This window comes from Streptomyces sp. NPDC059832, assembly GCF_042731715.1.
GTDB lineage: Bacteria > Actinomycetota > Actinomycetes > Streptomycetales > Streptomycetaceae > Streptomyces.
This window is the reverse complement of record NZ_JBHWIY010000005.1, coordinates 140,035-162,958: the sequence shown is the minus strand read 5'-3', so window position 1 is coordinate 162,958 and position 22,924 is coordinate 140,035. Positions and strand designations below refer to the sequence as shown.

General features: G+C 71.2%; 18 protein-coding genes and 1 tRNA gene. 11 read left to right on the top strand and 8 right to left on the bottom strand.

The window, feature by feature from the left end:
- Positions 1-36: 36 nt before the first annotated feature.
- Positions 37-1,401: a M20/M25/M40 family metallo-hydrolase gene (locus tag ACFV8T_RS10910; RefSeq protein WP_385326451.1), complete on the bottom strand. Its 1,365-nt coding sequence runs from the start codon at positions 1,399-1,401 to the stop codon at positions 37-39.
- Positions 1,402-1,546: 145 nt separating this feature from the next.
- On the opposite strand from ACFV8T_RS10910, the gene ACFV8T_RS10905 reads away from it, so the two are divergent.
- From ACFV8T_RS10905 to ACFV8T_RS10890, 4 genes are all read left to right on the top strand, one after another.
- Positions 1,547-1,631 (top strand) — tRNA-Leu (locus ACFV8T_RS10905).
- 163 nt (positions 1,632-1,794) lie between these two features.
- Positions 1,795-4,680 carry a glycoside hydrolase family 2 TIM barrel-domain containing protein gene (locus ACFV8T_RS10900; protein WP_385326449.1) on the top strand — a complete coding sequence of 962 codons (2,886 nt, stop codon included), beginning with the start codon at positions 1,795-1,797 and terminating at the stop codon, positions 4,678-4,680.
- Positions 4,681-4,951: 271 nt separating this feature from the next.
- A complete protein-coding gene (locus ACFV8T_RS10895; RefSeq protein ID WP_385326447.1) occupies positions 4,952-6,034 on the top strand; it encodes a hypothetical protein in 1,083 nt (360 codons plus the stop codon).
- A 100-nt stretch (positions 6,035-6,134) separates the two neighbouring features.
- Positions 6,135-7,070 (top strand): RluA family pseudouridine synthase, encoded by a 936-nt coding sequence (locus ACFV8T_RS10890; protein ID WP_385326445.1) that lies wholly within the window; start codon positions 6,135-6,137, stop codon positions 7,068-7,070.
- 13 nt (positions 7,071-7,083) lie between these two features.
- On the opposite strand, the gene ACFV8T_RS10885 is transcribed toward ACFV8T_RS10890, so the two are convergent.
- Together ACFV8T_RS10885 and ACFV8T_RS10880 are read right to left on the bottom strand one after the other, a co-directional pair.
- Complete coding sequence (locus ACFV8T_RS10885; protein ID WP_385326443.1) at positions 7,084-7,713, bottom strand: MBL fold metallo-hydrolase; 630 nt, start codon at positions 7,711-7,713, stop codon at positions 7,084-7,086.
- Complete coding sequence (locus tag ACFV8T_RS10880; protein ID WP_385326441.1) at positions 7,713-8,798, bottom strand: S-(hydroxymethyl)mycothiol dehydrogenase; 1,086 nt, start codon at positions 8,796-8,798, stop codon at positions 7,713-7,715. The genes ACFV8T_RS10885 and ACFV8T_RS10880 overlap by 1 nt, the downstream gene beginning before the upstream one ends.
- A 281-nt stretch (positions 8,799-9,079) precedes the next feature.
- On the opposite strand from ACFV8T_RS10880, the gene phsA reads away from it, so the two are divergent.
- Positions 9,080-10,975 carry an O-aminophenol oxidase PhsA gene (phsA, locus tag ACFV8T_RS10875; protein ID WP_385326820.1) on the top strand — a complete coding sequence of 632 codons (1,896 nt, stop codon included), beginning with the start codon at positions 9,080-9,082 and terminating at the stop codon, positions 10,973-10,975.
- A 377-nt stretch (positions 10,976-11,352) separates the two neighbouring features.
- On the opposite strand, the gene ACFV8T_RS10870 is transcribed toward phsA, so the two are convergent.
- Positions 11,353-12,054, bottom strand: coding sequence for a FadR/GntR family transcriptional regulator (locus ACFV8T_RS10870; RefSeq protein WP_383769354.1), 702 nt, complete (start codon positions 12,052-12,054; stop codon positions 11,353-11,355).
- Between the two features lie 144 nt (positions 12,055-12,198).
- On the opposite strand from ACFV8T_RS10870, the gene ACFV8T_RS10865 reads away from it, so the two are divergent.
- On the top strand, positions 12,199-12,708 hold the full coding sequence (locus tag ACFV8T_RS10865; protein WP_385326439.1) for a gluconokinase: 510 nt from the start codon (positions 12,199-12,201) through the stop codon (positions 12,706-12,708).
- An 11-nt stretch (positions 12,709-12,719) separates the two neighbouring features.
- Positions 12,720-14,117, top strand: a complete 1,398-nt coding sequence (locus tag ACFV8T_RS10860; protein ID WP_259929655.1) for a GntP family permease — start codon at positions 12,720-12,722, stop codon at positions 14,115-14,117.
- Here ACFV8T_RS10860 and ACFV8T_RS10855 read toward each other — a convergent pair.
- Positions 14,106-14,795, bottom strand: a complete 690-nt coding sequence (locus ACFV8T_RS10855; protein WP_385326437.1) for a cytochrome b/b6 domain-containing protein — start codon at positions 14,793-14,795, stop codon at positions 14,106-14,108. The two genes, ACFV8T_RS10860 and ACFV8T_RS10855, sit on opposite strands and share 12 nt — an antisense overlap.
- A complete protein-coding gene (locus ACFV8T_RS10850) occupies positions 14,737-15,462 on the bottom strand; it encodes a molybdopterin-dependent oxidoreductase (RefSeq protein ID WP_385326435.1) in 726 nt (241 codons plus the stop codon). Before ACFV8T_RS10850 ends, ACFV8T_RS10855 begins: the two co-directional genes overlap by 59 nt.
- Before the next feature lie 156 nt (positions 15,463-15,618).
- Here ACFV8T_RS10850 and ACFV8T_RS10845 point away from each other — a divergent pair, with 156 nt between their 5' ends.
- On the top strand, positions 15,619-16,068 hold the full coding sequence (locus ACFV8T_RS10845) for an ASCH domain-containing protein (protein ID WP_385326433.1): 450 nt from the start codon (positions 15,619-15,621) through the stop codon (positions 16,066-16,068).
- A gap of 409 nt (positions 16,069-16,477) precedes the next feature.
- On the opposite strand, the gene ACFV8T_RS10840 is transcribed toward ACFV8T_RS10845, so the two are convergent.
- Positions 16,478-18,298 (bottom strand): acyl-CoA dehydrogenase, encoded by a 1,821-nt coding sequence (locus ACFV8T_RS10840; protein WP_385326818.1) that lies wholly within the window; start codon positions 18,296-18,298, stop codon positions 16,478-16,480.
- A 284-nt stretch (positions 18,299-18,582) separates the two neighbouring features.
- Entirely contained in the window at positions 18,583-20,238 is a 1,656-nt protein-coding gene (locus ACFV8T_RS10835; protein WP_385326431.1) for an FAD-binding dehydrogenase, read from the bottom strand.
- A gap of 220 nt (positions 20,239-20,458) precedes the next feature.
- On the opposite strand from ACFV8T_RS10835, the gene ACFV8T_RS10830 reads away from it, so the two are divergent.
- From ACFV8T_RS10830 to ACFV8T_RS10820, 3 genes are all read left to right on the top strand, one after another.
- Positions 20,459-21,352: a DMT family transporter gene (locus ACFV8T_RS10830; protein WP_385326430.1), complete on the top strand. Its 894-nt coding sequence runs from the start codon at positions 20,459-20,461 to the stop codon at positions 21,350-21,352.
- 68 nt (positions 21,353-21,420) lie between these two features.
- Positions 21,421-22,050, top strand: coding sequence for a TetR/AcrR family transcriptional regulator (locus tag ACFV8T_RS10825; RefSeq protein WP_385326428.1), 630 nt, complete (start codon positions 21,421-21,423; stop codon positions 22,048-22,050).
- A 73-nt stretch (positions 22,051-22,123) separates the two neighbouring features.
- Positions 22,124-22,897 carry a glucose 1-dehydrogenase gene (locus ACFV8T_RS10820; RefSeq protein WP_385326426.1) on the top strand — a complete coding sequence of 258 codons (774 nt, stop codon included), beginning with the start codon at positions 22,124-22,126 and terminating at the stop codon, positions 22,895-22,897.
- The last annotated feature ends 27 nt before the right edge of the window (positions 22,898-22,924 follow it).

Sequence of the window (22,924 nt, the reverse complement as noted above, 5' to 3'; positions counted from 1 at the left end):
GTTGGTGCGGAAAGTCGGCGGAAATCCGGCAAGGAGTCAGGAGTTGTCAATGAAACGGTCGAGCACCCGCACGCCGAACTTCAGACCGTCCACCGGTACACGCTCGTCCACACCGTGGAACATGCCCGCGAAGTCGAGCTCCGGCGGCAGCTTCAGCGGGGCGAATCCGAAGCAGCGGATGCCCAGGTCGTCGAAGGACTTGGCGTCGGTGCCGCCGGAGAGCATGTAGGGCACGGCACGGGCGATCGGGTCCTCCGCCTTCAGGGCGATCTGCATGGCGTCGACGAGCGAGCCGTCGAAGCTGGTCTCCAGCGCCTTGTCGCCGTGCACGTCCTCGCGCTTCACGCGCGGGCCGAGGATCCGGTCCAGATCGGCCAGGAACTCGTCCTCGAAGCCGGGCAGGAAACGGCCGTCGACATGGGCGATGGCCTGGCCGGGGATGACGTTCACCTTGTAACCGGCGCCGAGCATGGTGGGCGCCGCGGAGTTGCGGAGCGTGGCGCCGACCATCTTGGCGATGCCGCCCAGCTTGGCGAGCGTGGCATCCATGTCCTCCGGGTCGAGCGGAGTGCCGAGCGCGTCCGACAGCTCGTCCAGGAACGACCGTACGGTCTTGGTCACCCGGACCGGCCACTTGTGCCGCCCGAGCCGGCCGACCGCCTCGCAGAGCTCGGTGATCGCGTTGTCGTCGTTGGTCATCGAGCCGTGGCCGGCGGTGCCGTCCACGGTGAGCCGCATCCAGTGCATGCCCTTCTGGGCCGTCTCGACGAGGTAGAGCCGCAGCTTCTCGTTCACCGTGAAGGAGAAGCCGCCGACCTCGCCGATCGCCTCGGTGACCCCCTCGAAGAGGCCGGGGTGCTTGTCCACGAGGTACCGCGCGCCGTACGTACCGCCCGCCTCCTCGTCCGCGAGGAAGGCCAGCACGATGTCGCGCGGGGGCTTGCGGCCGCTGCGCATCCGGTCGCGGACGACCGCGAGGGTCATCGCGTCCATGTCCTTCATGTCGACCGCGCCGCGGCCCCACACGCAGCCGTCCGCGACCTCGCCCGAGAACGGGTGGTGCGTCCAGTCGTGGGCATTGGCCGGAACCACGTCGGTGTGGCCGTGGATCAGCAGCGCGGGCCTGGACGGGTCCTCGCCCTCGATCCGCGCCACGGTCGAGGCACGGCCCTTGTGGGACTCGAAGATCTGCGGCTCCAGCCCGACCTCGGCGAGCTTCTCCGCGACGTACTCGGCCGCGCCCCGCTCCCCCGGTCCCGAATGGTCCCCGTAGTTGCTGGTGTCGATCCGGATCAGCTCACGACAGAGGTCCACGACCTCGTCCTCGCCGGAGCCGGCCCAAGCCGTGCTGGTCTCGCTCACGCTGCTTCCTTCCACTGTCGCTGTGGTGCTCCCCCTCATCCTCCCGCGCCCGGCCCGCACACCCAAGGGCACCCACCCCTCGTCATGCGCCCTTCACACAGTCCTGGGCGTGATCGAGCACCCCCGAATGTTTGCTATTGTTTTCCACGTCGGAACGGGCCGGAGCCCGCGAGACAGACACCTTGTCCGGGTGGCGGAATGGCAGACGCGCTAGCTTGAGGTGCTAGTGCCCTTTATCGGGCGTGGGGGTTCAAGTCCCCCCTCGGACACAGAGCAAAATGCCGATCAGGAGAAATCCTGATCGGCATTTTGCGTTGCGGCCCGTTCGGCGCGGACCGGCCGTGCGGCCGGGCACCCTTGTTGAATCGGTTCATCCCTCGCTAGCGTCCGAGGCTCCAGCAGCACGGAGGGCTTTGCCGAGCGAGGAGTCCCATGAGCCGCACCCGCACGCCCGCCCCGACCTGGTACGAGGACATGGGTCCCGGATCGGGCGCGCTGGAGCCGCGAGCCTGGTACGCGGGGTCGGACGCCGGGCGGATGCCGCTGAACGGGGAGTGGCGCTTCCGGCTCTCACCGGGCGCCACCACCAGGGACGAGTCGTTCGCGCGCCCCGGGTTCGACGCCTCGGGGTGGGCGACGGTCGAGGTTCCCGGGCACTGGGTGCTTCAGGACGCCGGCGGGGCTCCCGCCTACACGAACGTGGTGTACCCCTTCCCCGTCGATCCGCCGAGGGTGCCGGCCGCGAATCCGACCGGGGACCATCTGCGGACCTTCGACCTGCCCGCCGGATGGGCCGGGGACGGGGACGTGGTGCTGCGGTTCGACGGGGTGGAGTCCTGTGCCCGGGTCTGGCTCAACGGCCGGGAGCTGGGCACCTTCAAGGGCTCACGGCTGCCGCACGAGTTCGCCGTCGGCGGGCTGCTGCGCGCCGAGGGCAATGTGCTGGCCGTGCGGGTGCACCAGTGGTCCTCGGGGAGTTATCTGGAGGACCAGGACCAGTGGTGGCTGCCCGGGATCTTCCGGGACGTGACCCTGCTGGAGCGACCGCGGGGTGCGCCCCGGGACTTCTTCGTGCACGCCGGGTACGACCATCGCGACGGGTCCGGGACCCTGCGGGTGGAGTGCGCGGGGGCCGAGGGGCGGGTCCTGGTGCCCGAGCTGGGTGTCGATGTCGCGACGGGCGAGGCGGTGACCGTCGCGGTCGAGCCGTGGACGGCCGAGACGCCCCGGCTCTACGACGGGGAGCTGGTGACGTCCGGGGAACGGATCGGGCTGCGGGTGGGGTTCCGCAGCGTCGTGGTCGAGGACGGGCTCATCGAGGTCAACGGGCGCCGGGTGCTCTTCCGCGGGGTGAACCGGCACGAATTCCATCCGGAGACCGGGCGGACCGTGGACGCGGCGACCATGCGGCGCGATCTGGTGCTGATGAAGCAGCACAACATCAACGCCGTGCGCACCAGCCACTATCCGCCCCATCCCGCTTTCCTGGATCTCTGCGACGAACTGGGGCTCTGGGTGATCGACGAGTGCGACCTGGAGACGCATGGCTTCGCCGGCCAGGAATGGCGCGGCAACCCGGTGGACGACGAGCGGTGGACCCCGGCACTGCTCGACCGGGCGGCGCGGATGGTGGAGCGCGACAAGAACCACGCGTCGGTGATCATCTGGTCGCTCGGCAACGAGTGCGGGACGGGGCGCGGGCTGAGCGCGATGGCCGAGTGGATCCGGGGACGGGATCCGGAGCGGCTGGTGCACTACGAGGGCGATCCCTCCTGCCGGGACGTCGACCTGTACTCGCGGATGTACCCGGCGCACGCCGAGGTCGAGCTGATCGGCCGCCGGACGGAGGAGCCGTTGGCCGACCCGGAGTCGGACGCGCGGCGGCGTGCGATGCCGTTCGTGATGTGCGAGTACGCGCATGCGATGGGCAACGGTCCGGGCGGACTCTCCGAGTACCAGCGGCTGTTCGAGCGGTACGAGCGCTGCCAGGGCGGCTTCGTCTGGGAGTGGATCGACCACGGCATCGCCCACCCCGAGCACGGCTTCGCGTACGGCGGGGACTTCGGCGAGGAACCGCACGACTCCAACTTCGTCTGCGACGGACTGCTCTTCCCCGATCGCACCCCCTCCCCCGGGCTGATCGAGTACAAGAAGGTCGTCGAGCCGGTGCGGATCGAGCCCGTGCCCGGAGCGGACTCGGTCCGGATCACCAACGGGTACGACTTCGCGGGACTGGCGCACCTGGACTTCGCGTGGTCGCACGAGGTGGACGGCGAGCCCGCCGGATCCGGTGTGCTCGATGTGCCGGAGCTCGCACCCGGTGCGTCGGCCGGGGTGCGGCTGCCGATGGACGGTGCCGGGGTGTGGACCGTACGGGCGGTACTGGCCCGGGACACCGACTGGGGCGAGCGCGGGCATGTGGTCGCGTGGGGGCAGACGGAGACGGGCCCGGCCGTCGTCCCCGCCGCCGCGGTGGGTGAGCGGCCGGAGCGGGGCGAGGGGCTGATCACCCTCGGGCCCGGGGTCTTCGACGCGGTGACCGGGGCGCCGGTGCGGCTGGGGGCGGTGCCGGTGGAGGGGCTTCGGCTGGATGTGTGGCGGGCGCCCACCGACAACGACAACGGTGCGGCGTGGCAGCCGGACGAGCGGTACGGGGTGCGGTGGCGGGAGTCCGGGCTGCACCGGATGCTTCACCGGACCGATGCGGTCGAGGCCGATGAGGACTCGCTGGTCGTACGGACCCGGGTGGCGCCGGCCGGGGTCGGGCTGGGGCTGCGTACCGCGTACCGGTGGACGGCCGACGGGGAGCGGCTGGGGCTGACCGTGTCCGTGGTGCCGGAGGGCGAGTGGCGGGTTCCGCTGCCCCGGCTGGGCATCCGGTTCGGGCTGCCCGCCGCGTACGGCTCGGCGCGGTGGTTCGGCGGCGGGCCCGGTGAGGCGTACCCGGACACCCGGGCCGCCTCGGTGCTCGGCCGGTGGCGGATGTCGGTGGACGCGATGCAGACGCCGTACGTGCGGCCCCAGGAGAACGGTGCGCGGGCCGACGTCCGGTGGGCGGAGCTGACGGACGGCAGCGGTGCGGGGGTGCGGGCCGAGGGGGGTACGCCGTTCTGGTTCACCGCGCGGCGGTGGACGAGCGAGCAGCTGGACACGGCGGAGCACCGGCCGGGGCTGCGGGCCGGCGAGACCGTCTGGGTCAATCTGGATCACGCGGTGCAGGGCATCGGTTCCCAGTCGTGCGGGCCGGGCGTGCTGCCGGAGTACCGGCTCGACGCACGGGCCGCGGAGTTCTCCTTCGTGTTCACGCCGCTGGGCTGACCGGCGCAGGGGTCCCGATCCGCTCCGGGAGCGAGGACGTACCATCGGGGCTTTGCGCGATCTTGGTTCTTCGCGGGGGGGCATGTGATGGGCGGCAGGCGCGGACGGCGCGGAGCGATACTGGCCGGGGCGGTCGCCGGGGCGGTGCTCGTCTCCGGCATCGGGCTGTGGGCGACGGACAGTCGGCCGTTCCGGGACAGGCGGGGCGCAGGAGCAGGCGCCCGAGCAGGAACCGTCCGCGCAGCCGGAGTCCGCCCCCGCGCGCGTTCCGGTGCTGCGCCGTCTGCTGCGCAGCCGTACCGCCCGTGCCGTCACCGCCGCCGGGCTGGCCGGTGCGCTGCTCGGCGCCGGTGCGGTGGCCTGGCGCACGGACACGCTGCCGCTGGTCGGCCCCGCCCCCTGCTGGGACTCACTCGGCGACTCGACCGTGTCGGACCTCTTCGGTGACCGCAGGACCGAGGCCGAGGAGCAGACCCTCCAAACCGATCCGGTCGGCCAGGGCGACTCGTACGGGCAGTGCCGCATCACCAGTTACAAGGACGACAGGGCCCGCCGCCAGGTGACCCTGCGGGTGCACCGGCTGGACGGTCTGAGGGGCACGGACGGGCGCGACTGGCCCGCGGAGTTCCTCACGGCCGACATGGTCCCGCTCGGCGACGGGCTGCCTGGGCTGTCCTCGTCGTCGCGCGCCTGGCTGGCGCTGCCGCAGAGCTGCACCGGGCGGGACGAGTTCACCGGCCCCACCGTGGTGGACATCGCCATGGGGCCGACCGGACTCGACCTCGCGTCGGACTACGGGCGGGAGGACCGCGCGGCGCTGACCCGTGCGGTGGTGGAGGCCGCCAACGGGGTCATCCACGACTTCGGCTGCTCCGGTACGTACCGGACACCGCGCACCCTGCCCGCCCCGATGGAGCGGAAGAAGACGGACGCCGATGACTTCTGCGGCACCAGGGGCTTCACCCTTCCCGAGGCGCACCGCAAGGATCTGACCCGCACGCGCGTCGGTGGCGACGGCGGGCCCGCCCGGGTCTGCGAGGCCGGCGGCTCCTACAACCCCGCCGTGCGCCTGACGACGGTCACCGACGCGGCGCTGTCCGAGATCTTCTCCTCGGGCACGCTCAGGACCGGTCTGTCCGTCAAGGGTTCCAAGGGCTCCGGCTCCATCGACGGGACCCGGGCCGTCTACCGGACGAGCTGCCAGACCGGTCAGGTGGTCTTCGTGGTGGAGCAGCTGGACCACACGGAGCACTCGGTCGCCGGTCTCGCCCGTGACCTGCTGCCCGGCTATGTCGCCGCCGAGGCCGAGCGCATCGGATGCGGCCCGGAGAAGGTGACGCTGCCGGGCTCCTGACGGCGCCCGGCCGGCGACCGGCGATACTTTTGCGGACACCCCGGGCGACAGAGCGAGGAGCCGGCACCATGAGCACCGCCGCAGTGGTCGGCGTTCCCCGATGAGGGGGCGTGCGAAGCCCCCGTCGGCGCCGCTGCCGCAGCGGGACGGGATCGATCCGGTCCGGCTGCGGCTCCCCGAGGATCCGGACGGGGCGTGGCCGACGGTACGTGACCATCTGCTGGCGCGGTTCGCGGGCGCGATCGGGGCGCGGCGGGTGGACGCCATGTTCGCCGAGGGCCGGTTCGTCTCCGTACAGGGCCCGGTGTCCGCCGACGAGCCGTACGCCCCGGGCCGGTACATCTGGTTCCACCGGGATTTCGCGCCGGAGGACCCGGTGCCGTTCCCGGTCGGTGTGGTCCACCGCGACGAGCATCTCGTCGTCGCCGACAAGCCGCACTTCCTGGCGACGACGCCGCGCGGCCGGCACATCACCGAGACCGCGGTGGCCCGGCTGCGCCGTGAGCTGGATCTGCCTCGGTTGCAGCCGGCGCACCGGCTGGACCGGCTCACCGCGGGCCTCGTCCTGTTCGTCGTACGGCCCGGGGAGCGGGGCGCGTACCAGACGATGTTCCGGGACCGCCTGGTGCGCAAGGAGTACGAGGCGGTGGCGCCGTACGATCCCGCGCTGGTCCTGCCGCGGACCGTGCGCAGCCGGATCGTGAAGGAACGCGGGGTCATCGCCGCCCATGAGGAGCCGGGCGAGCCGAACAGCGAGAGCCGGATCGAGCTGCTGGAGCACCGGGAGGGGCTCGGCCGCTACCGGTTGCTGCCCGCCACCGGGCGGACCCATCAGCTGCGGGTCCATATGAACAGCCTGGGGCTGCCGCTCGTCCATGACCCGGTCTATCCGGTGGTCGAGGCGGAAGGAGCTCCGGACGACTTCTCCCGCCCGCTCCAACTCCTCGCCCGGGTACTGGAGTTCACCGATCCGGTCACCGGCGATCCGCGCCGCTTCGAGAGCGGGCTGCGGCTCTCCGCGTGGCCGGACCGGTGAACGCCGGCGGTCATCAGTGACCGCGGGCGATCCACTCGTCCAGGTGCGGGGCCTCCGCGCCGATGGTGGTGGAATCGCCGTGTCCGGTACGGACGGTGGTCTCCGGCGGGAGCGCGAGCAGCCGGTCCCTGATCGACGCGACGATGGTCGGGAAGTGGGAGAAGGACCGTCCGGTGGCGCCGGGCCCGCCCTGGAAGAGCGTGTCCCCGGTGAAGACGGTGGCCGGCTCGGGGGCGTAAAGGCAGATGGCGCCCGGGGCGTGGCCGGGGGTGTGCAGGACCTTGAGCGTCGTTCCGGCGATCTCCAGCTCCTGGCCGTCGGCCAGTTCGCCGTCCGGGAGGCGGTCCGGGTGGGTCTGCTTCCACAGCGGCAGGTCGTCGGGGTGCAGCAGGATCGGCGCACCGGTGGCGTCGGCGAGGGCCGGGGCCGCGTCGATGTGGTCGTTGTGCGCGTGCGTGCAGACGATGGCGCGCAGCGTACGGCCGTTCAGCGCGTCCTCGATGGCGGCGGCGTCATGGGCGGCGTCGATGACGATCGCCTCGGTGTCGTCGCCGACGATCCAGACGTTGTTGTCGACGTCCCACTCGCCGCCGTCGAGGGCGAAGGTGCCGGAGGTGACGAGGTGGTCGATGCGGGCGGCCATCAGAGGACCACCACCGAGCGCAGCACGTCGCCGTCGTGCATCCGGGCGAAGGCCTGCTCGACGTCGCCGAGTCCGATGGTCTCGGTGACGAACGCGCCGAGGTCGATCCGCCCCTGCTGGTGCAGGTCGATCAGCATCGGGAAGTCGCGCGAGGGCAGGCAGTCGCCGTACCAGGAGGACTTGAGCGAACCGCCGCGGCCGAAGACGTCGATGAGCGGCAGCTCCAGCTGCATCTGAGGGGTGGGGACGCCGACCAGGACGACGGTGCCGGCGAGGTCGCGGGCGTAGAAGGCCTGCTTGTACGTCTCCGGGCGGCCGACCGCCTCGATGACCACGTCCGCGCCGTTGCCGCCGGTCAGGGAGCGGATCGCCTCGACCGGGTCGGTGGAGCGGGAGTTGACGGTGTGCGTGGCGCCCATCGTCTTCGCCGTCTCCAGCTTGCGGTCGTCGATGTCCACGGCGATGATCTTCGCCGCACCGGCCAGCCGGGCCCCGGCGATAGCCGCGTCACCGACACCGCCGCAGCCGATCACGGCGACCGAGTCGCCGCGGCCGACCTGTCCGGTGTTGATGGCGGCGCCGATGCCCGCCATCACGCCGCAGCCGAGCAGCCCGGCGACGGCCGGGGAGACCTCCGGGTCGACCTTGGTGCACTGACCGGCGGCGACCAGGGTCTTCTCGGCGAACGCGCCGATGCCGAGGGCCGGCGACAGCTCCGTGCCGTCGAGGAGCGTCATCTTCTGCTTCGCGTTGTGGGTGTCGAAGCAGTACCAGGGGCGGCCACGCAGACACGCGCGGCACTGCCCGCACACGGCACGCCAGTTGAGGACGACGAAGTCGCCGGGCACGACGTCCGTGACGCCCTCGCCGACGGACTCCACCACGCCCGAGGCCTCGTGGCCGAGCAGGAAGGGGAAGTCGTCGTTGATGCCGCCCTGCTTGTAGTGGAGGTCGGTGTGGCAGACGCCGCACGCCTGGATCTTCACCACGGCCTCGCCGGGGCCCGGGTCCGGGATCACGATCGTCTCGATCCGTACCGGCTCGTTCTTCCCCGGTGCGATGACCCCTTGCACCTGCTGCGACATACCGTGGTCTCCCTGTTTCCGTCTGTGTACGAAGATCGAACACGAACAACCGTACGCCCCGTGAGGGTGTCACGGCGGCGCGCCGCGTTGGCGGGAAACGGCTGCCCTCCACCCGGTGGGATGTACCGCTTCCGGTCAGATGATGCACATCGCTGAACGTCGGCGGTCTCCAGGCGGTCCTTTGATACACAGGGGCCGCCGGACCAATACCTGCGGGGGCAGGGGTCGCGTGGCCCACCAGCAGTGGAATTACGGATCATGGGGGAAGAACCTTGACCGAGATCACTGAGGCCACGGAGAAGACCGGTCAGCGGACCGACGAGCCGGGCCCGGCTCCCGACACTGCCGCGCTCGGGGCACCGGTCGGCGGACTCGTGCCGTACACCGACGCGTTGCCCGTCCCGCCGGTGCTCCGCCCGCGGAGCGGGGACGTGCTCCGCGAGACCGAGATCGCCCTGTCACCCACCTGGGTGCGACTGCACGCGCAGCTGCCGCCGACCCTGATGTGGGGGTACGACGGCACGGTGCCGGGCCCGACCATCGAGGTGCGGCGCGGGGAGCGGATCAGGATCGCCTGGACCAACCGCATCCCCAGGGGCAGCGAGTACCCGGTCACGGCGGTGGAGGTCGGTCCGGTCAAGCAGGGCGAACCGGCACCGCACAACCGTCCCGGCCGCGACGGCGTCGAGCCGAACGCGGACGTCGCCGCGCTGCCCGCCTGGACGGTGACGCATCTGCACGGCGCGCAGACCGGTGGCGGCAACGACGGCTGGGCGGACAACGCGGTCGGCTTCGGCGACGCGCAGCTGTCGGAGTACCCGAACGACCACCAGGCCACCCAGTGGTGGTACCACGACCACGCCATGAACATCACCCGGTGGAACGTGTACGCCGGGCTCGTCGGCACGTACCTGATCAGGGACGACGAGGAGGACGCGCTCGGTCTGCCGTCCGGCGACCGGGAATTGCCGCTGATCCTCGCCGACCGCAATCTGGACACCGACGCGGACGGCCGGCTCAACGGGCGGCTGCTGCACAAGACGACGGTGATCACCGAGGCCGATCCGGAGACCGGGAAGCCGGTGTCGCTGCCGTTCCTCGGCCCGTACACCACGGTCAACGGCCGCATCTGGCCGCATCTGGACGTGGCCGACGCCTGGTACCGCTTCCGGCTCGTCAACGCGTCCAATGCGCGGATCTACGATCTGGTGCTGGTCGACGAGGAGAACAACCCGGTGCCGGGCGTGATCCGGCAGATCGGCAGTGACGGCGGGCTGCTGCCGCGCCCGGTGCCGGTCGACTTCGACGAGGTGCTGCCGCGGCTGACGATCGCCCCGGCCGAGCGGATGGATCTGCTGATCGACTTCTCGGCGCTGGCCGGCCGCCGGGTCCGGCTGGTCAACCGCGGCGGGCTCGCGCCGGGGGTGCCCGACCCGGCGGCGAACGTGCCGTTCCCGCAGGTGATGGAGTTCCGGGTGCGGGAGACGGGCCGGCGGGACGGTTTCGAGCTGCCCGAGGTGCTGTCCGGTTCGTTCCGGCGGTACGAGCACGGCCAGGTGGAGCACGGGCACCGGCTCGTGGTGCTGACGGTGCCCGGCACGGTCGGCGGCGGCGGTCACCCGGAGATCTGGGAGATGGCGGAGGTCGAGGACCCCGCCGGGGTCCAGGTGCCGTCGGACGGTGTCGTCCAGGTCCAGGGCGAGGACGGCACGGTGCGCACGTACCGCAGGATCTCGCGGACCTTCAACGACGGTCTCGGCTTCACGGTGGGCGAGGGCGCCTACGAGCAGTGGTCGTTCCTCAACCTGGGCGGACCGACGCATCCGATGCACATCCATCTGGCGGACTTCCAGGTGATGGGCCGGGAGGCGTACGAGCTCGACGGCTTCGATCCGGCGATCGGCGGAACCCGCTCGCCCGTGGCGTTCGACCACGGCACCACGGTCCCGACGGCACCGAACGAACAGGGCTGGAAGGACGTCTTCCGGGTGCCCCCGGGGCAGTTGGTGAAGGTGCTCGGGAGGTTCGACGGGGCGTACGGGCGCTTCATGTACCACTGCCATCTGCTGGAGCACGAGGACATGGGCATGATGCGGCCGTTCGTCGTGATGCCGCCCGAGGCGGTGAAGTTCGACCACGGCGCCGGGCACGGCGGCCACCACGGGCACAGCGGCTGAGCTTCCGACTGCCCGGACCGGCGGCCCCGCGGGATCGTTCCGCGGGGGCCGCCGCGGGTCTCGGGCCTCGTGGAGGATGCGTCGACGACGACGCCGCGGCTGATGGGTGAGCACGGGGCGGCGGCGCTCACCGTGCGCCGGCTCGGCGCGGCGCGCGGCTGCGATCCGAGCGCGCTGTGCATCCGGACATCGCGGCGGCCTCGGGGTGCTGGTCGCGGAGATGGAGCGCAGCGGCTGTCCGGCGGCACCGGAGAGGGTGCCGGCCGCGGCCGCCGCGCGGTTGCGGCACGCACGGCGGCGCCGTAGGGACGGGACGTGCGCGGGACGGTGCCGCAGGAACGGCGGGACGCATGCCGGACGGTGCCGCGGCACGGGTCTCAGGGGGCGAGGACGTCCAGCTCGTGCAGGGCGCCCACCGCGATCTCCTTCGTCAGCCGCTCCGCCTCCACGGCGTCGCCCTCGCGCACCGCCTCGGCGAGCCGGACGTGGAGGGTGACCGCGGCCGGGTCCGGGTCCTCGAACATCACCTGGTGGTGGGTGCGGCCCGCCAGGACCTCGGCGACGACGTCACCGAGCCGCGCGAACATCTCGTTGCCGGAGGCGTTGAGCACGATCCGGTGGAACGCGATGTCGTGCTCCAGATAGCCCTCCAGCTGCTGGCCGCGCGAGGTGGCGACCATGCCGAGCGCGCACTCGGTGAGGGCCGCGCACTGCTCCGGGGTGGCGTTGCGGGCGGCGAGGCCGGCCGCGACGGGTTCGATCGCCGAACGCAGCACGGTCAGGGAGCGCAGCTGGCGCGGGCGGTCGGCGCCGGCCAGCCGCCACCGGATGACCTGCGGGTCGTAGACGTTCCACGCCTCGGTCGGCCGCACGGTCACGCCGACCCGGCGCCGGGACTCGACCAGGTGCATGGACTCCAGGACGCGGATCACTTCGCGTACGACGGTGCGCGAGACGTCGAAGCGCTGGGCCAGCTCATCGGTGCGCAGTACCTGCCCCGGCCGGTGCTCCCCCGCGGCGATCTCCAGACCCAGGGTGTCCAGCACATGTGTATGCAGCCCAGGGCCCTGTGTGGTCATGAGCACAGCCTACGGGGCAGCCTTCAGGAACAAAAAGTACGACGTTTACGTCACAGCATCTTGAATAAGTCGTACGTATAGGTTTCAGTAGCGCGACGGACCGATGTCGAGGAAGACGTCGAACAAGACTGCGAGGCACCACCAATGAGCACCCCCCACGTCGTCGTGGTGATGGGCGTAGCAGGGACCGGCAAGACCACGATCGGCCCCCTGCTCGCCGCCGAACTCGGCGTTCCGTACGCAGAGGGCGATGACTTCCATCCCGCGGCGAACATCGCCAAGATGTCGGCCGGCACCCCGCTGGAGGACTCCGACCGGTGGCCCTGGCTCGACGCGATCGGTCAGTGGGCGCACGGCCGGGCGGGGCTCGGCGGAGTGGTGAGCAGCTCGGCGCTCAAGCGGGCCTACCGGGACCGGCTGCGCGCCGAGGCACCCGGCGCGGTCTTCCTCCACCTGACCGGCGACCGGGCCCTGATCGAGCACCGCATGGCGGAGCGCAAGGGGCACTTCATGCCCACCGCGCTGCTCGACTCGCAGTTCGCCACCCTCCAGCCGCTGCGGGAGGACGAGGCCGGCGTCTCGGTCGACGTGTCCGGCACCCCCGAAGAAATCACCCAGCGAGCCGTCGCCGCGTTGCGCCGGCTCGATAACTAAGGATCACCACCGTGACCAGTCTCAGCGTCGAGATGTTGGCAGCGGACGCCGTCGAACCGATCACTTCGGCAGGCAACGCGCAGTTGGGTATCGCCGTTCTGGCGGGCATCGCCGTCATCGTCCTGCTCATCACCAAGTTCAAGATGCACGCGTTCCTCGCGCTGACCATCGGCTCGCTGGCGCTCGGCTCGTTCGCCGGTGCCGCCCCGGCCAGGACGATCGCCAGCTTCACCGCCGGCCTCGGCTCGACCGTCGCGGGTGTCGGTGTGCTCATCGCGCTCGGCGCGATCCTCGGCAAGCTGCTGGCCGACTCCGGTGGCGCGGACCAGATCGTCGACACCATCCTCGCGAAGGCGAGCAGGCGCTCCATGCCGTGGGCGATGGTCCTGATCGCCTCGATCATCGGCCTGCCGCTCTTCTTCGAGGTCGGCATCGTGCTGCTGATCCCGGTGGTGCTGCTCGTCGCGAAGCGCGGCAACTTCTCCCTGATGCGGATCGGTATCCCGGCGCTGGCCGGTCTCTCCGTGATGCACGGTCTGATCCCGCCGCACCCCGGCCCGCTGGTCGCGATCGACGCCCTCGGCGCCAACCTCGGTGTCACACTGGCGCTGGGTGTGCTGGTCGCGATCCCGACCGTGATCATCGCGGGGCCGGTCTTCTCCCGCTACGCGGCGCGCTGGGTGGACATCAAGGCTCCGGAGAAGATGATTCCGCAGCGCCCCTCGGAGGATCTCGACCGTCGTCCCAGCTTCGGCGCCACCCTGGCGACCATCCTGCTGCCGGTCGTGCTGATGCTGATCAAGGCCCTGGTCGACATCGTCGTGGACGACCCGGAGCAGAGCCTCCAGAAGGTCACCGATGTGATCGGCTCGCCGCTGATCGCGCTCCTCGCGGCCGTCATAGTCGGCATGTTCACGCTGGGCCGGGCGGCCGGTTTCTCCAAGGGCCGGCTCTCCACCACCGTCGAGAAGTCCCTTGCCCCGATCGCCGGTGTGCTGCTCATCGTGGGCGCGGGCGGCGGGTTCAAGCAGACCCTCATCGACGCCGGCGTGGGCCAGATGATCCTGGACTTCTCCAAGGACTGGTCGATCCCGGCGCTGCTGCTGGGCTGGCTGATCGCCGTCGCGATCCGGCTCGCGACCGGTTCGGCGACCGTGGCCACCATCTCGGCGGCCGGTCTGGTCGCCCCGCTGGCCGCCGACATGTCGACGTCCCACGCCGCCCTGCTGGTCCTCGCCGTCGGCGCGGGCTCGCTCTTCTTCAGCCATGTCAATGACGCCGGGTTCTGGCTGGTGAAGGAGTACTTCGGCATGAACGTCGGCCAGACGGTGAAGACCTGGTCGGTGATGGAGACCATCATCTCCGTGGTCTCGCTGGCCTTCATCCTGCTGCTTTCGCTAGTCGTCTAGGGCCTGTCCCGGCGACCTGCCGCCCGCACGGTCCTCCCCCCACAGCGCATGCTGTGACCGTGCCCAATGGCGCTCGACCGACCCGGTGCGCATGCCACGGCGTGCCTCCGGGTCGGCGAGCGCCATCGTCATGTGCCCGGCCAGCACGATCCCGATGGCGAGCGCCAGCCAGTCGTGGACGAAGGTGGCGCTCGTGCGCCACAGCAGCGGCGCGAGGCCGGTGAACCACATCAGCACCCCGGTACCCGTCATCACCAGCGTCGCGCCCGCGATCCATGCCGCATACAGCTTCTGCCCGGCGTTGAACTTCCCGGCCGGGCGGGCCCCCGGCCGGTGGTCGCGGCGGCACACGGCCCGCAGCCACCGCCGGTCGTGCGGCCCGAAGCGGTTGAGCCGGGACAGATCGGCCCGGAACGCCCGGGACAGCAGACCGGCCAGGAAGGGTGCCGGGGTCAGCACCCCGGACCACTCGTGCACGGTGACCACGAGACGGCGGCGGCCGACGAGCTCGGCGAGCTGGGGTACGTACAGGCAGGCCGCGCCCGCCACGCACACCAGCATCAGCGTCGCCGTGGTCCGGTGCACCCAGCGCTCCGCGCCGGTGAAGCGCTGGACGCGCTCAGACGGTGGGGGCGTCGTCGCGGCCGTTGGACCGGCCGACCCAGGCGTCGACGTCATAGCCGAGCTCCTCCCAGTAGCCGGGGCGCACGGAGTCGGTGACGGTGATCCCGGAGAGCCATTTCGCCGACTTGTAGAAGTACATCGGGGCCACGTAGAGCCGGACCGGCCCGCCGTGCGAGTGCGTCAGCGGCCGGTCCCGCAGGCGCAGCGCGACCAGCACGTCGGCGCGGCGCGCCTGCGCGAGCGTGAGGCTCTCGCTGTAGGCGCCGTCGAAGCAGGTGAACCGGACGGCCTTCGCCCCGGCCCGTACGCCCGCCGCGTCCAGCAGCGCGGAGAGCCGCACCCCTTCGAAGGGCGTCCCGGGCACCCGCCAGCCGGTGACGCACTGGACATCACGGACCATGCGGGTCTGCGGCAAACCCTCCAGGTCGGCCAGGGTGTACGTGGCCGGGTGGTCGACGAGGCCGTCGACGGTCAGCCGGTAGTCGTCCGCGCTCCTCTCCGGTACGGAGGAGGCGACGGAGTAGTAGCGGAAGCCGCCGCCGTTGGGGAGCAGGCCGGTCAGTCCGGTGGGGTCCTTGTCGGCGACGGCGCCCAGGCCGGATTCCAGCGTGCGTTGCAGCACGGGCGCCGCGACGACCCCGGCGGCGCCCAGACCGAGCACGGCCAGGACGAGACGGCGGCCCACGGGGGTGCCTTCGGCGTCGGGAGGGCGACTGTTCACCCGGCCATTCGACCAGCCGGCGCCGCCGGCCGCCAGGGGCCGCGGGCCACCTGCCCGGACCCGCCCCCAACTCCGCTCACCCGGCGCACAGTTGGCAGCCCCGGGCGGGCGCACGCCCCGGCGCCGCACCCCGGGGGACATGTCAGACTTGGCGCCATGTCGAACCGTGAACCCCTCAAGCCCTTTCTGCTCGCCTTCCCCGGACCGCTGCGCGATCAGCTGGTGCGGGCGGTGCTCGCCGGTACGAAGGTGTCGACGACCGGGCTGCTCGCGGAGTACGAGGCGGAGAAGGAGGAGCTGCCTCCGGTGGGTGAGCGGTCCGCACTGATCGACTCGGACGGCCGGGAGACCGCGGTGCTGGAGGTGACGGAGGTACGGGTGCTGCGCCTGGGCGACGTGGACCTCCAGCATGTGGTCGACGAGGGCGAGGGCGACACGTCGATCGCCGAGTGGCGCGCGGGACACGAGAAGTTCTGGCACGGCGAGGAGATGCGGGAGGCGCTCGGCGACCCGGCGTTCACCGTCGACGACGACACCATGGTCGTCGCCGAACGGTTCCGGGTCGTCGAGCTGCTGGACCCCGTGGTGGGGACCAAGGAGCGGTAGCCGCTGCCGGGCTGTGCGCGCGGCCGACCGGGGGCCGTGGGCGGGGCCGGTGGCCTACGGGCTGCGGGGCAGGGGTCCCGAGGCAGGTCAGAGGCGGGGTCACGGTGCCGGGACGGCCGGTGCGGGCGAAGCCGGTCCGCGTGGCGCGCGTCGCCCTGCCCAGCGCGTCCGCCTCTTCCCAAGGGGTGTCCCCCAGCATCGGGGACTGCTGCCAGGCGGCCCGGGAGCCCAGGAGCAGCGGCAGTTCCAGGCAGTGCGTGGCGCCGGACTCGGACCCTGCCGGGCGCCAGTCGCCTCACGTCCATGGCGTGGAACGGGCCGAACCCGGCCTCCGGGTGCGGCCCGTTCCTCCGAGGGTGTCAGCTGTTTCCGGGCGCGCCGTCGCCCCGATGAACAGGCATGGAGGCTCTCACCCGGGCAGCAGGCTGCCTTCGAAGCCTTCGGCACGGTTGATGGGGTGGTCGAGGAAGACTTCGTCCGCGAGGGCGAATCCGTTCGTGAGAGTCATGGCGTGGGGTGCGAGGTCCGCGACGACGCTCTCGGCCGCGTCGGGGAGCTGCCTCACCTGGTCGCCGGTCAGATACCCCTCCGCGAGCAGGTCTCCACTGTGAGCCGCGACCCGGCGCAGCGTGAACAGCCGGTGCAGCAAACCCAGCTGACGCCGCGCCTCCGGGTCGGTGGCCCGGGTGGCCGCGTCCAGAAGGGCTTGGGCAGCCTGACAGTGTGCGTAGGCGTCGACCAGTTCCAGAGCAGGTGTGACGGTGGCGTTCCATCGATTGAGGGGATCACGGGCCGTTCGGCTGCGCAGGCGGGTACGTGCTCGTTGGTGCCAGATGCGTTCGATGTCGGACAACAGGTCCTGGAGGAAGACGGGATCGCCGAGGTCGCGGTCCTCGGGCGGTGCCTCCTGGGGTTCCTTCGGAGTGAAGTGCCCGAGAAGCATCTCGCCCGCGGCCTTGACCCAGATGACGAGGTTGTCGCCTTCCGCCGTGATGGTTCCCTCGTTGGCCGCCAACTGGCCCGCGATTCCGTTGGCCAGGAAGAGCCCCTGCGCACCGCAGCGTTCGCGGCACTCAGTCATGACGGCGCGGGCCCGCCAGGTGATCCAGCCCTTGGCTATGGCCGCGAACCGCTCGCCGTCCTCCCGCTCCGACTCCGTTGCCCGCGCCCACTGCCGCACTGCGACGCGGTGCAGGAGGGTCGCGGCGTAGGAGGTCGCGATGGCGTCGATGAGCGGGGCGTGGTGGCTGCGGTGCGCGAACAGCGGAACATCGCCGCGGGCCGACACGCCGGAAGTCTGCCTCGTATGGGCGTGCCGTACGGCTACGGCGAGCGCGTGACGCATGACTCCGAGGCTGTAGGCGCTCATGCAGTGCTTGCCGGCGGTGACGCGGCCGATGGAGTGCAGGAAGCGCTTGCGGGGGCTGCCGATGGAACTGGTGAAGTCGCCTTCCGGTGTGAGGCGCCCGTGGTCGGACTGCAGGAGTGCTCCATGGGGCAGCCGGACATGGTCGAAGGATGTGACGGAGTGGTCGACGGGGGCGGTGGCGGTCTGCGGCAGCCTGCGTATCCCGACTCCTGGCATGGGGAGCCCGGCGTCGTCGCTGAGCGGGGTGAGAAACAGGAAGACGCCCTGGTCCTTGCCGTCCGTGATGAGGCGGGCAGCGACGAGAGCGGATTTGGGACCGCCGATGGAGCTGGTGTTCGGCATGAACTTGCGTGCGGCCGTGCTGGGCGTGTGCAGCACGAACTCCCTCGCGGACCGGTCGTACGTGGCGGTGGTCTCCAGTTGCGAGGCGCTGTTGCCGTGCCCGGCCTCCGTGCACAGGAACGTTCCCGTACGCCGCAGATCGGCCAACTCCCCCAGATCACGGTCCGGACCCGGCGCATGGTCGAGGAGACTGCCGAGGAAGAGGTTGTAGTGGATGCTCGCCACTGTTCCCAGTCCCGCGTCCACCGGGCCGACCCATTCGTGGAGTGCCGCGAGCCGCTCCACATCGACCACGAAGTCCTCGGGTTTGTCGAGCGCGTCGTTGATCAGGTGTAAACGTTCGTAGGACAGTGCGGCACGTTCATCAGGAGACAGCCCTTCCCTGAAGCGGAACGGCTCGGTACTGAACAGCTTGCGCCATGGCGCGTGGAGCTCTTCCAGCCGTTCACCGAAGAGCGCCCGCGTCAGCGCCGCAACGGTCGAAGCTGCCTGGTCGGAGGGGAGTGAGGCGTTGTTGATCACGCTTCGGAACGCTAGCTCACACGTTCGGTAGGCACGGCGTGATGATCAACACGATTGAGATCATCCAAATGACGGTACCCACGCGTTCCGAGGCGCGGGCCGTCCCGCCCACCCCCGTTCGAACGGAGCCGAGAGCCCACAGGGAGATACCAGGGCGATTCAGCCCTGGTGGACCGCTGAAGATCTTGCCCGGCCACCCGGTTCACCCCGGATTGCCGACAGACGCCAATCGGCACAAAAAGGTGCAAGTCTGGCGTATTTTCGAGATCTTCAGGACGCTCCTAGCCGACCGCCTTCGCCGCCGCCCGGCCGGCCGCGCGGCCGGAGAATATGCAGCCGCCGAGGAAGGTCCCTTCCAGCGAGCGGTAACCGTGCACCCCGCCGCCGCCGAAACCGGCCGCCTCCCCCGCCGCGTACACACCGGCCAGGGGGGTGCCGTCCGCGGTCAGCACCCGGGAGGACAGGTCCGTCTCCAGTCCGCCGAGCGACTTGCGGGTCAGGATGTTCAGCCGTACGGCGATCAGCGGGCCGGCCTTGGGGTCGAGGATGCGGTGCGGCGCCGCCGTACGGATCAGCTTGTCGCCGAGATAGGCGCGGGCTCCGCGGATCGCGGTGATCTGGAGGTCCTTGGTGAAGGGGTTGGCGATCTCACGGTCGCGTGCGGTGATCTCGCGGCGCAGTTCGGCCTCGTCGATCAACGGTTCCCCGGTGAGCGCGTTCATGCCCCGGACGAGCGCGGCGAGGTCCTTCTCGACGACGAAGTCCACCCCGTTGTCCATGAAGGCCTTCACCGGGGCCGGTACGTCGGCTCGGGCCCGGCCGATCACGCCGCGGATCGACTTTCCGGTCAGATCCGGGTTCTGCTCGGATCCGGAGAGCGCGAACTCCTTGCCGATGATCCTCCGGTCGAGGACGAACCAGGTGTGGTCGTGGCCGGACCTCATGATGTGTTCGAGGGTGCCGAGGGTGTCGAAGCCCGGGAAGAGCGGGACCGGCAGCCGCTTGCCGCGGGCGTCCAGCCAGAGCGAGGACGGTCCGGGCAGGATCCGGATGCCGTGCTTGGCCCAGATCGGGTTCCAGTTCTCGATGCCCTCGGTGTAGTGCCACATCCGGTCGCGGTTGATGTGGTGGGCGCCCGCCTCCTCGGCGATGCCGAGCATGAGCCCGTCGACATGGGCGGGGACGCCGGAGAGCATCTTCGCGGGCGGGGTGCCGAGCCGCTCGGGCCACTGCTTGCGCACCAGGTCGTGGTTGCCGCCGATGCCGCCGGAGGTGACGATCACCGCCTGGGCCCTGAGCTCGAACGTGCCGGTCGCCCGGCGGCTGCTCGCGGTGCCCCGGGCGGCGGCGCTCGGTTCCAGCACCTCGCCGGTCACCGTGTCGACGGCGCCCGCGGTGCGGCCGAGGCCGGTGACCCGGTGACGGAACCTGAACTCCACGAGCCCCTTGGCGACGCCCGCGCGCACCCGGCGCTCGAAGGGGGCGACGATGCCGGGGCCGGTGCCCCAGGTGATGTGGAAACGGGGTACGGAGTTGCCGTGGCCGTTCGCGTCGTAGCCGCCGCGCTCGGCCCAGCCGACGACGGGGAAGATCCGCAGCCCCTGGGCGTGCAGCCAGGGGCGCTTCTCACCGGCCGCGAAGTCGACGTACGCCTCGGCCCACTTCCGTGGCCAGTGGTCCTCCTTCCGGTCGAAGCCCGCCGTGCCGAGCCAGTCCTGGAGGGCCAGCTCATGGCTGTCCTTGATCCGCATCCGGCGCTGCTCGGGCGAGTCGACGAGGAAGAGGCCACCGAAGGACCAGTGCGCCTGGCCGCCGATCGACTGCTCGGGCTCCTGGTCGAGCAGGATCACCGAGCGGCCGGCGTCGACCAGCTCGGCGGTGGCCACCAGACCGGCGAGCCCTGCCCCGATAACGATCACATCAGCGTCGTACGCCATGGGTTCCATCCTTGTCGGGGCGATCCGGTCGCGGCCACGGTCCGGCTCCGGACCGTCTCCGAGCCGTCTCCGGAGCCGGAAGTTACTCGTGCGTCAGATCTTCGGCACCGGCCGCTGCGGCGTCAACCGCCCGTTCGGCCGCGCTCCGGCCGCGCCCCCGGGACGCAGGCGCTATCGTCGGTACAAATCACCCACTTCTGGCCTGACTCGAGGTAGAAGCGTGTCGGTGCTGGTCCTCGTGCTCGCCGTGAGTGCCGCCTGCTGTCTGGGATTCGGCTTCGTCCTGCAGCAGGCCGCCGCCTCGCACGCCCCGAGAAGCGACTACCTCTCCCCCCGGCTGCTGCTGGACCTGATGCGGGTGCCGAGCTGGCTGGCCGGGATCGGGCTGATGGTCTGCGGCATGGTGCTGGGCGCCCTGGCCCTGGGCAAGGGCGAGGTGTCCGTCGTCGAACCCCTCCTCGCGACCAATCTGCTCTTCGCGATGGCCCTGTCACGCCATCGCACCGGTCAGCGTCTCGGCCATCAGGGCTGGGCCGGTCTCTGGCTGCTGGCCGGCGGGGTCGCCGCCTTTCTGCTGGCGGGCCAGCCGCAGGGCGGCGAGGCGGTGACCAGCCCGCTGCGGCACTGGCTGGTGATCGGCGTGGTGGTGGGCACCGCGCTGCTGCTGACCGCCTTCGCCAAACGCTCCGAGTCCGGGGTCGCCCCCGCGCTGCTCGCCGTGGCGGCCGGACTGCTGTACGGACTGCAGGACGCACTCACCCGGGTCACCGGCCAGCGGCTGTCCGACGACGGGTGGGCGGCGCTGGTGACGGCGTGGCAGCCGTACGCGGTGGTGGCGCTGGGGGTGACGGGGCTGCTGCTGGTGCAGAGCGCGTTCGAGACGGGCCCGCTCCGGGTCTCGCTGCCCCCGCTGACCGCCGCCCAGCCGCTGGCCGGGATCGCCTGCGGGGTCGGTTTCCTCGGCGACCAGCTGCGCACCGACACCGGTGCGCTGGCCTGGCAGGCGGTCGGCCTCGCCGCGATCGTCGTCGGGATCGTGCTGCTCGGGCTGCATCCGGCGATGCCGGAGGGGCCGGTGGGCGGGCGCCGCGAGAAGAGCCTCCAGCCGAACTGAGCGGGGCCGGCCGTCCCGAGCGGCCGTCCGCACTGGTTTTTAATAATGGCCAGCATTAGAATGACGCCATGGCGCGAACGTCGGGGCAGGAGACCAGGGACAAGCTGATCCGCGCGGCCGAGGAGATCTTCGCCGCGCAGGGACCGGACGGCGCCCAGCTGCGGGACATCGTCCGGCTGGCCGGGCAGAGCAACCCTTCCGCGGTCCAGTACCACTTCGGTTCCCGGGCCGGGCTGCTCGACGCGGTGATGGCGGGCCGCCAGGCCCGTACCGAACAGGTGGTGGCACCCCTGCTCGACGCGCTGGGCGCGGACTGCGGCGTACGGGAGCTGCTCACCGCGCTGGTGACGGCCGAGGCGAGCCTGCTCGCCGACGACCGCGGTCGCCGCTGCCTGCGGATCTCGGCCCGGCTCAGCCATGAGACCGGGCTGCGGACCGGGCGGCTGCACCCCGTCCTGGACGGCACCGACTACGGGCGTCTGATCGGCCGCATCGGGGACCGCCTGGGCGGCCTGCCCGGTCCGGTGCGCCTGGAGCGCCTGGATCTGGCGCTCGCCCTGATCGGCGCGGCGCTGGCCGACCGCGCCCGCCAGCGTCTCGACGGCACCGAACCGCTGACCGGCGACGAGCTCTTCCTCGCCGATCTCGTCGAGACCACCACCGCGTTCCTGCACGCCCCCGTGCCGGGCAGCGCGTGACCACCCGCACCACGTACCACCGCACCACTTGCCACCGCACCACTTGCCACCTGCACCACATGAAGGAAGCGACATGACCGACAAGAGCAACCTCACCGACAAGACCGTCATCATCACCGGCGGCGCCCGGGGCCTGGGCGCCGAGGCCGCCCGCCTCGCGGTGGCGGGCGGCGCCCATGTGGTGATCACCGACGTGCTCGACGAGGAAGGCGCCGCCACCGCCGCGGAGCTGGGGGCCAGGGCCCGCTTCGTGCACCACGACGTGACCTCCGAGAAGGACTGGCAGCGCGTCGCGGAGTTCGCCCTCGCCGAGTTCGGACGGATCGACGGGCTGGTCAACAACGCCGGGGTGTCGACCGGCCAGCCGCTGGAGACCGAGACCGTGGAGCACTTCCGCAAGGTCATCGACATCAACCTGACGGCCGTCTTCATCGGCATGAAGACGGTGATCCCGGTGATGAAGGAGAACGGCGGCGGTTCGATCGTCAACATCTCCTCGGCCGCCGGCCTGATGGGCCTCGCCCTGACCTCCAGCTACGGCGCCTCGAAGTGGGGCGTGCGCGGCCTGACGAAGGTCGGCGCGGTGGAGCTCGGCACGGCGAGAATCCGGGTGAACTCGGTGCACCCCGGCATGGTCTACACGCCGATGACCGCGTCCGTCGGCATCCAGCAGGGCGAGGGCAACTACCCGAACACCCCGATGGGCCGGGTCGGCGAGGCCCCGGAGATCGCGGAGGCGGTCACGTTCCTGCTCTCGGACGCCGCTTCGTACATCACCGGTGCCGAGCTGGCCGTGGACGGCGGCTGGACCACGGGCCCGACCGTCAAGTACGTCATGGGGCAGTGATCGTCCCGCGATCGTCTGATGTTGGAT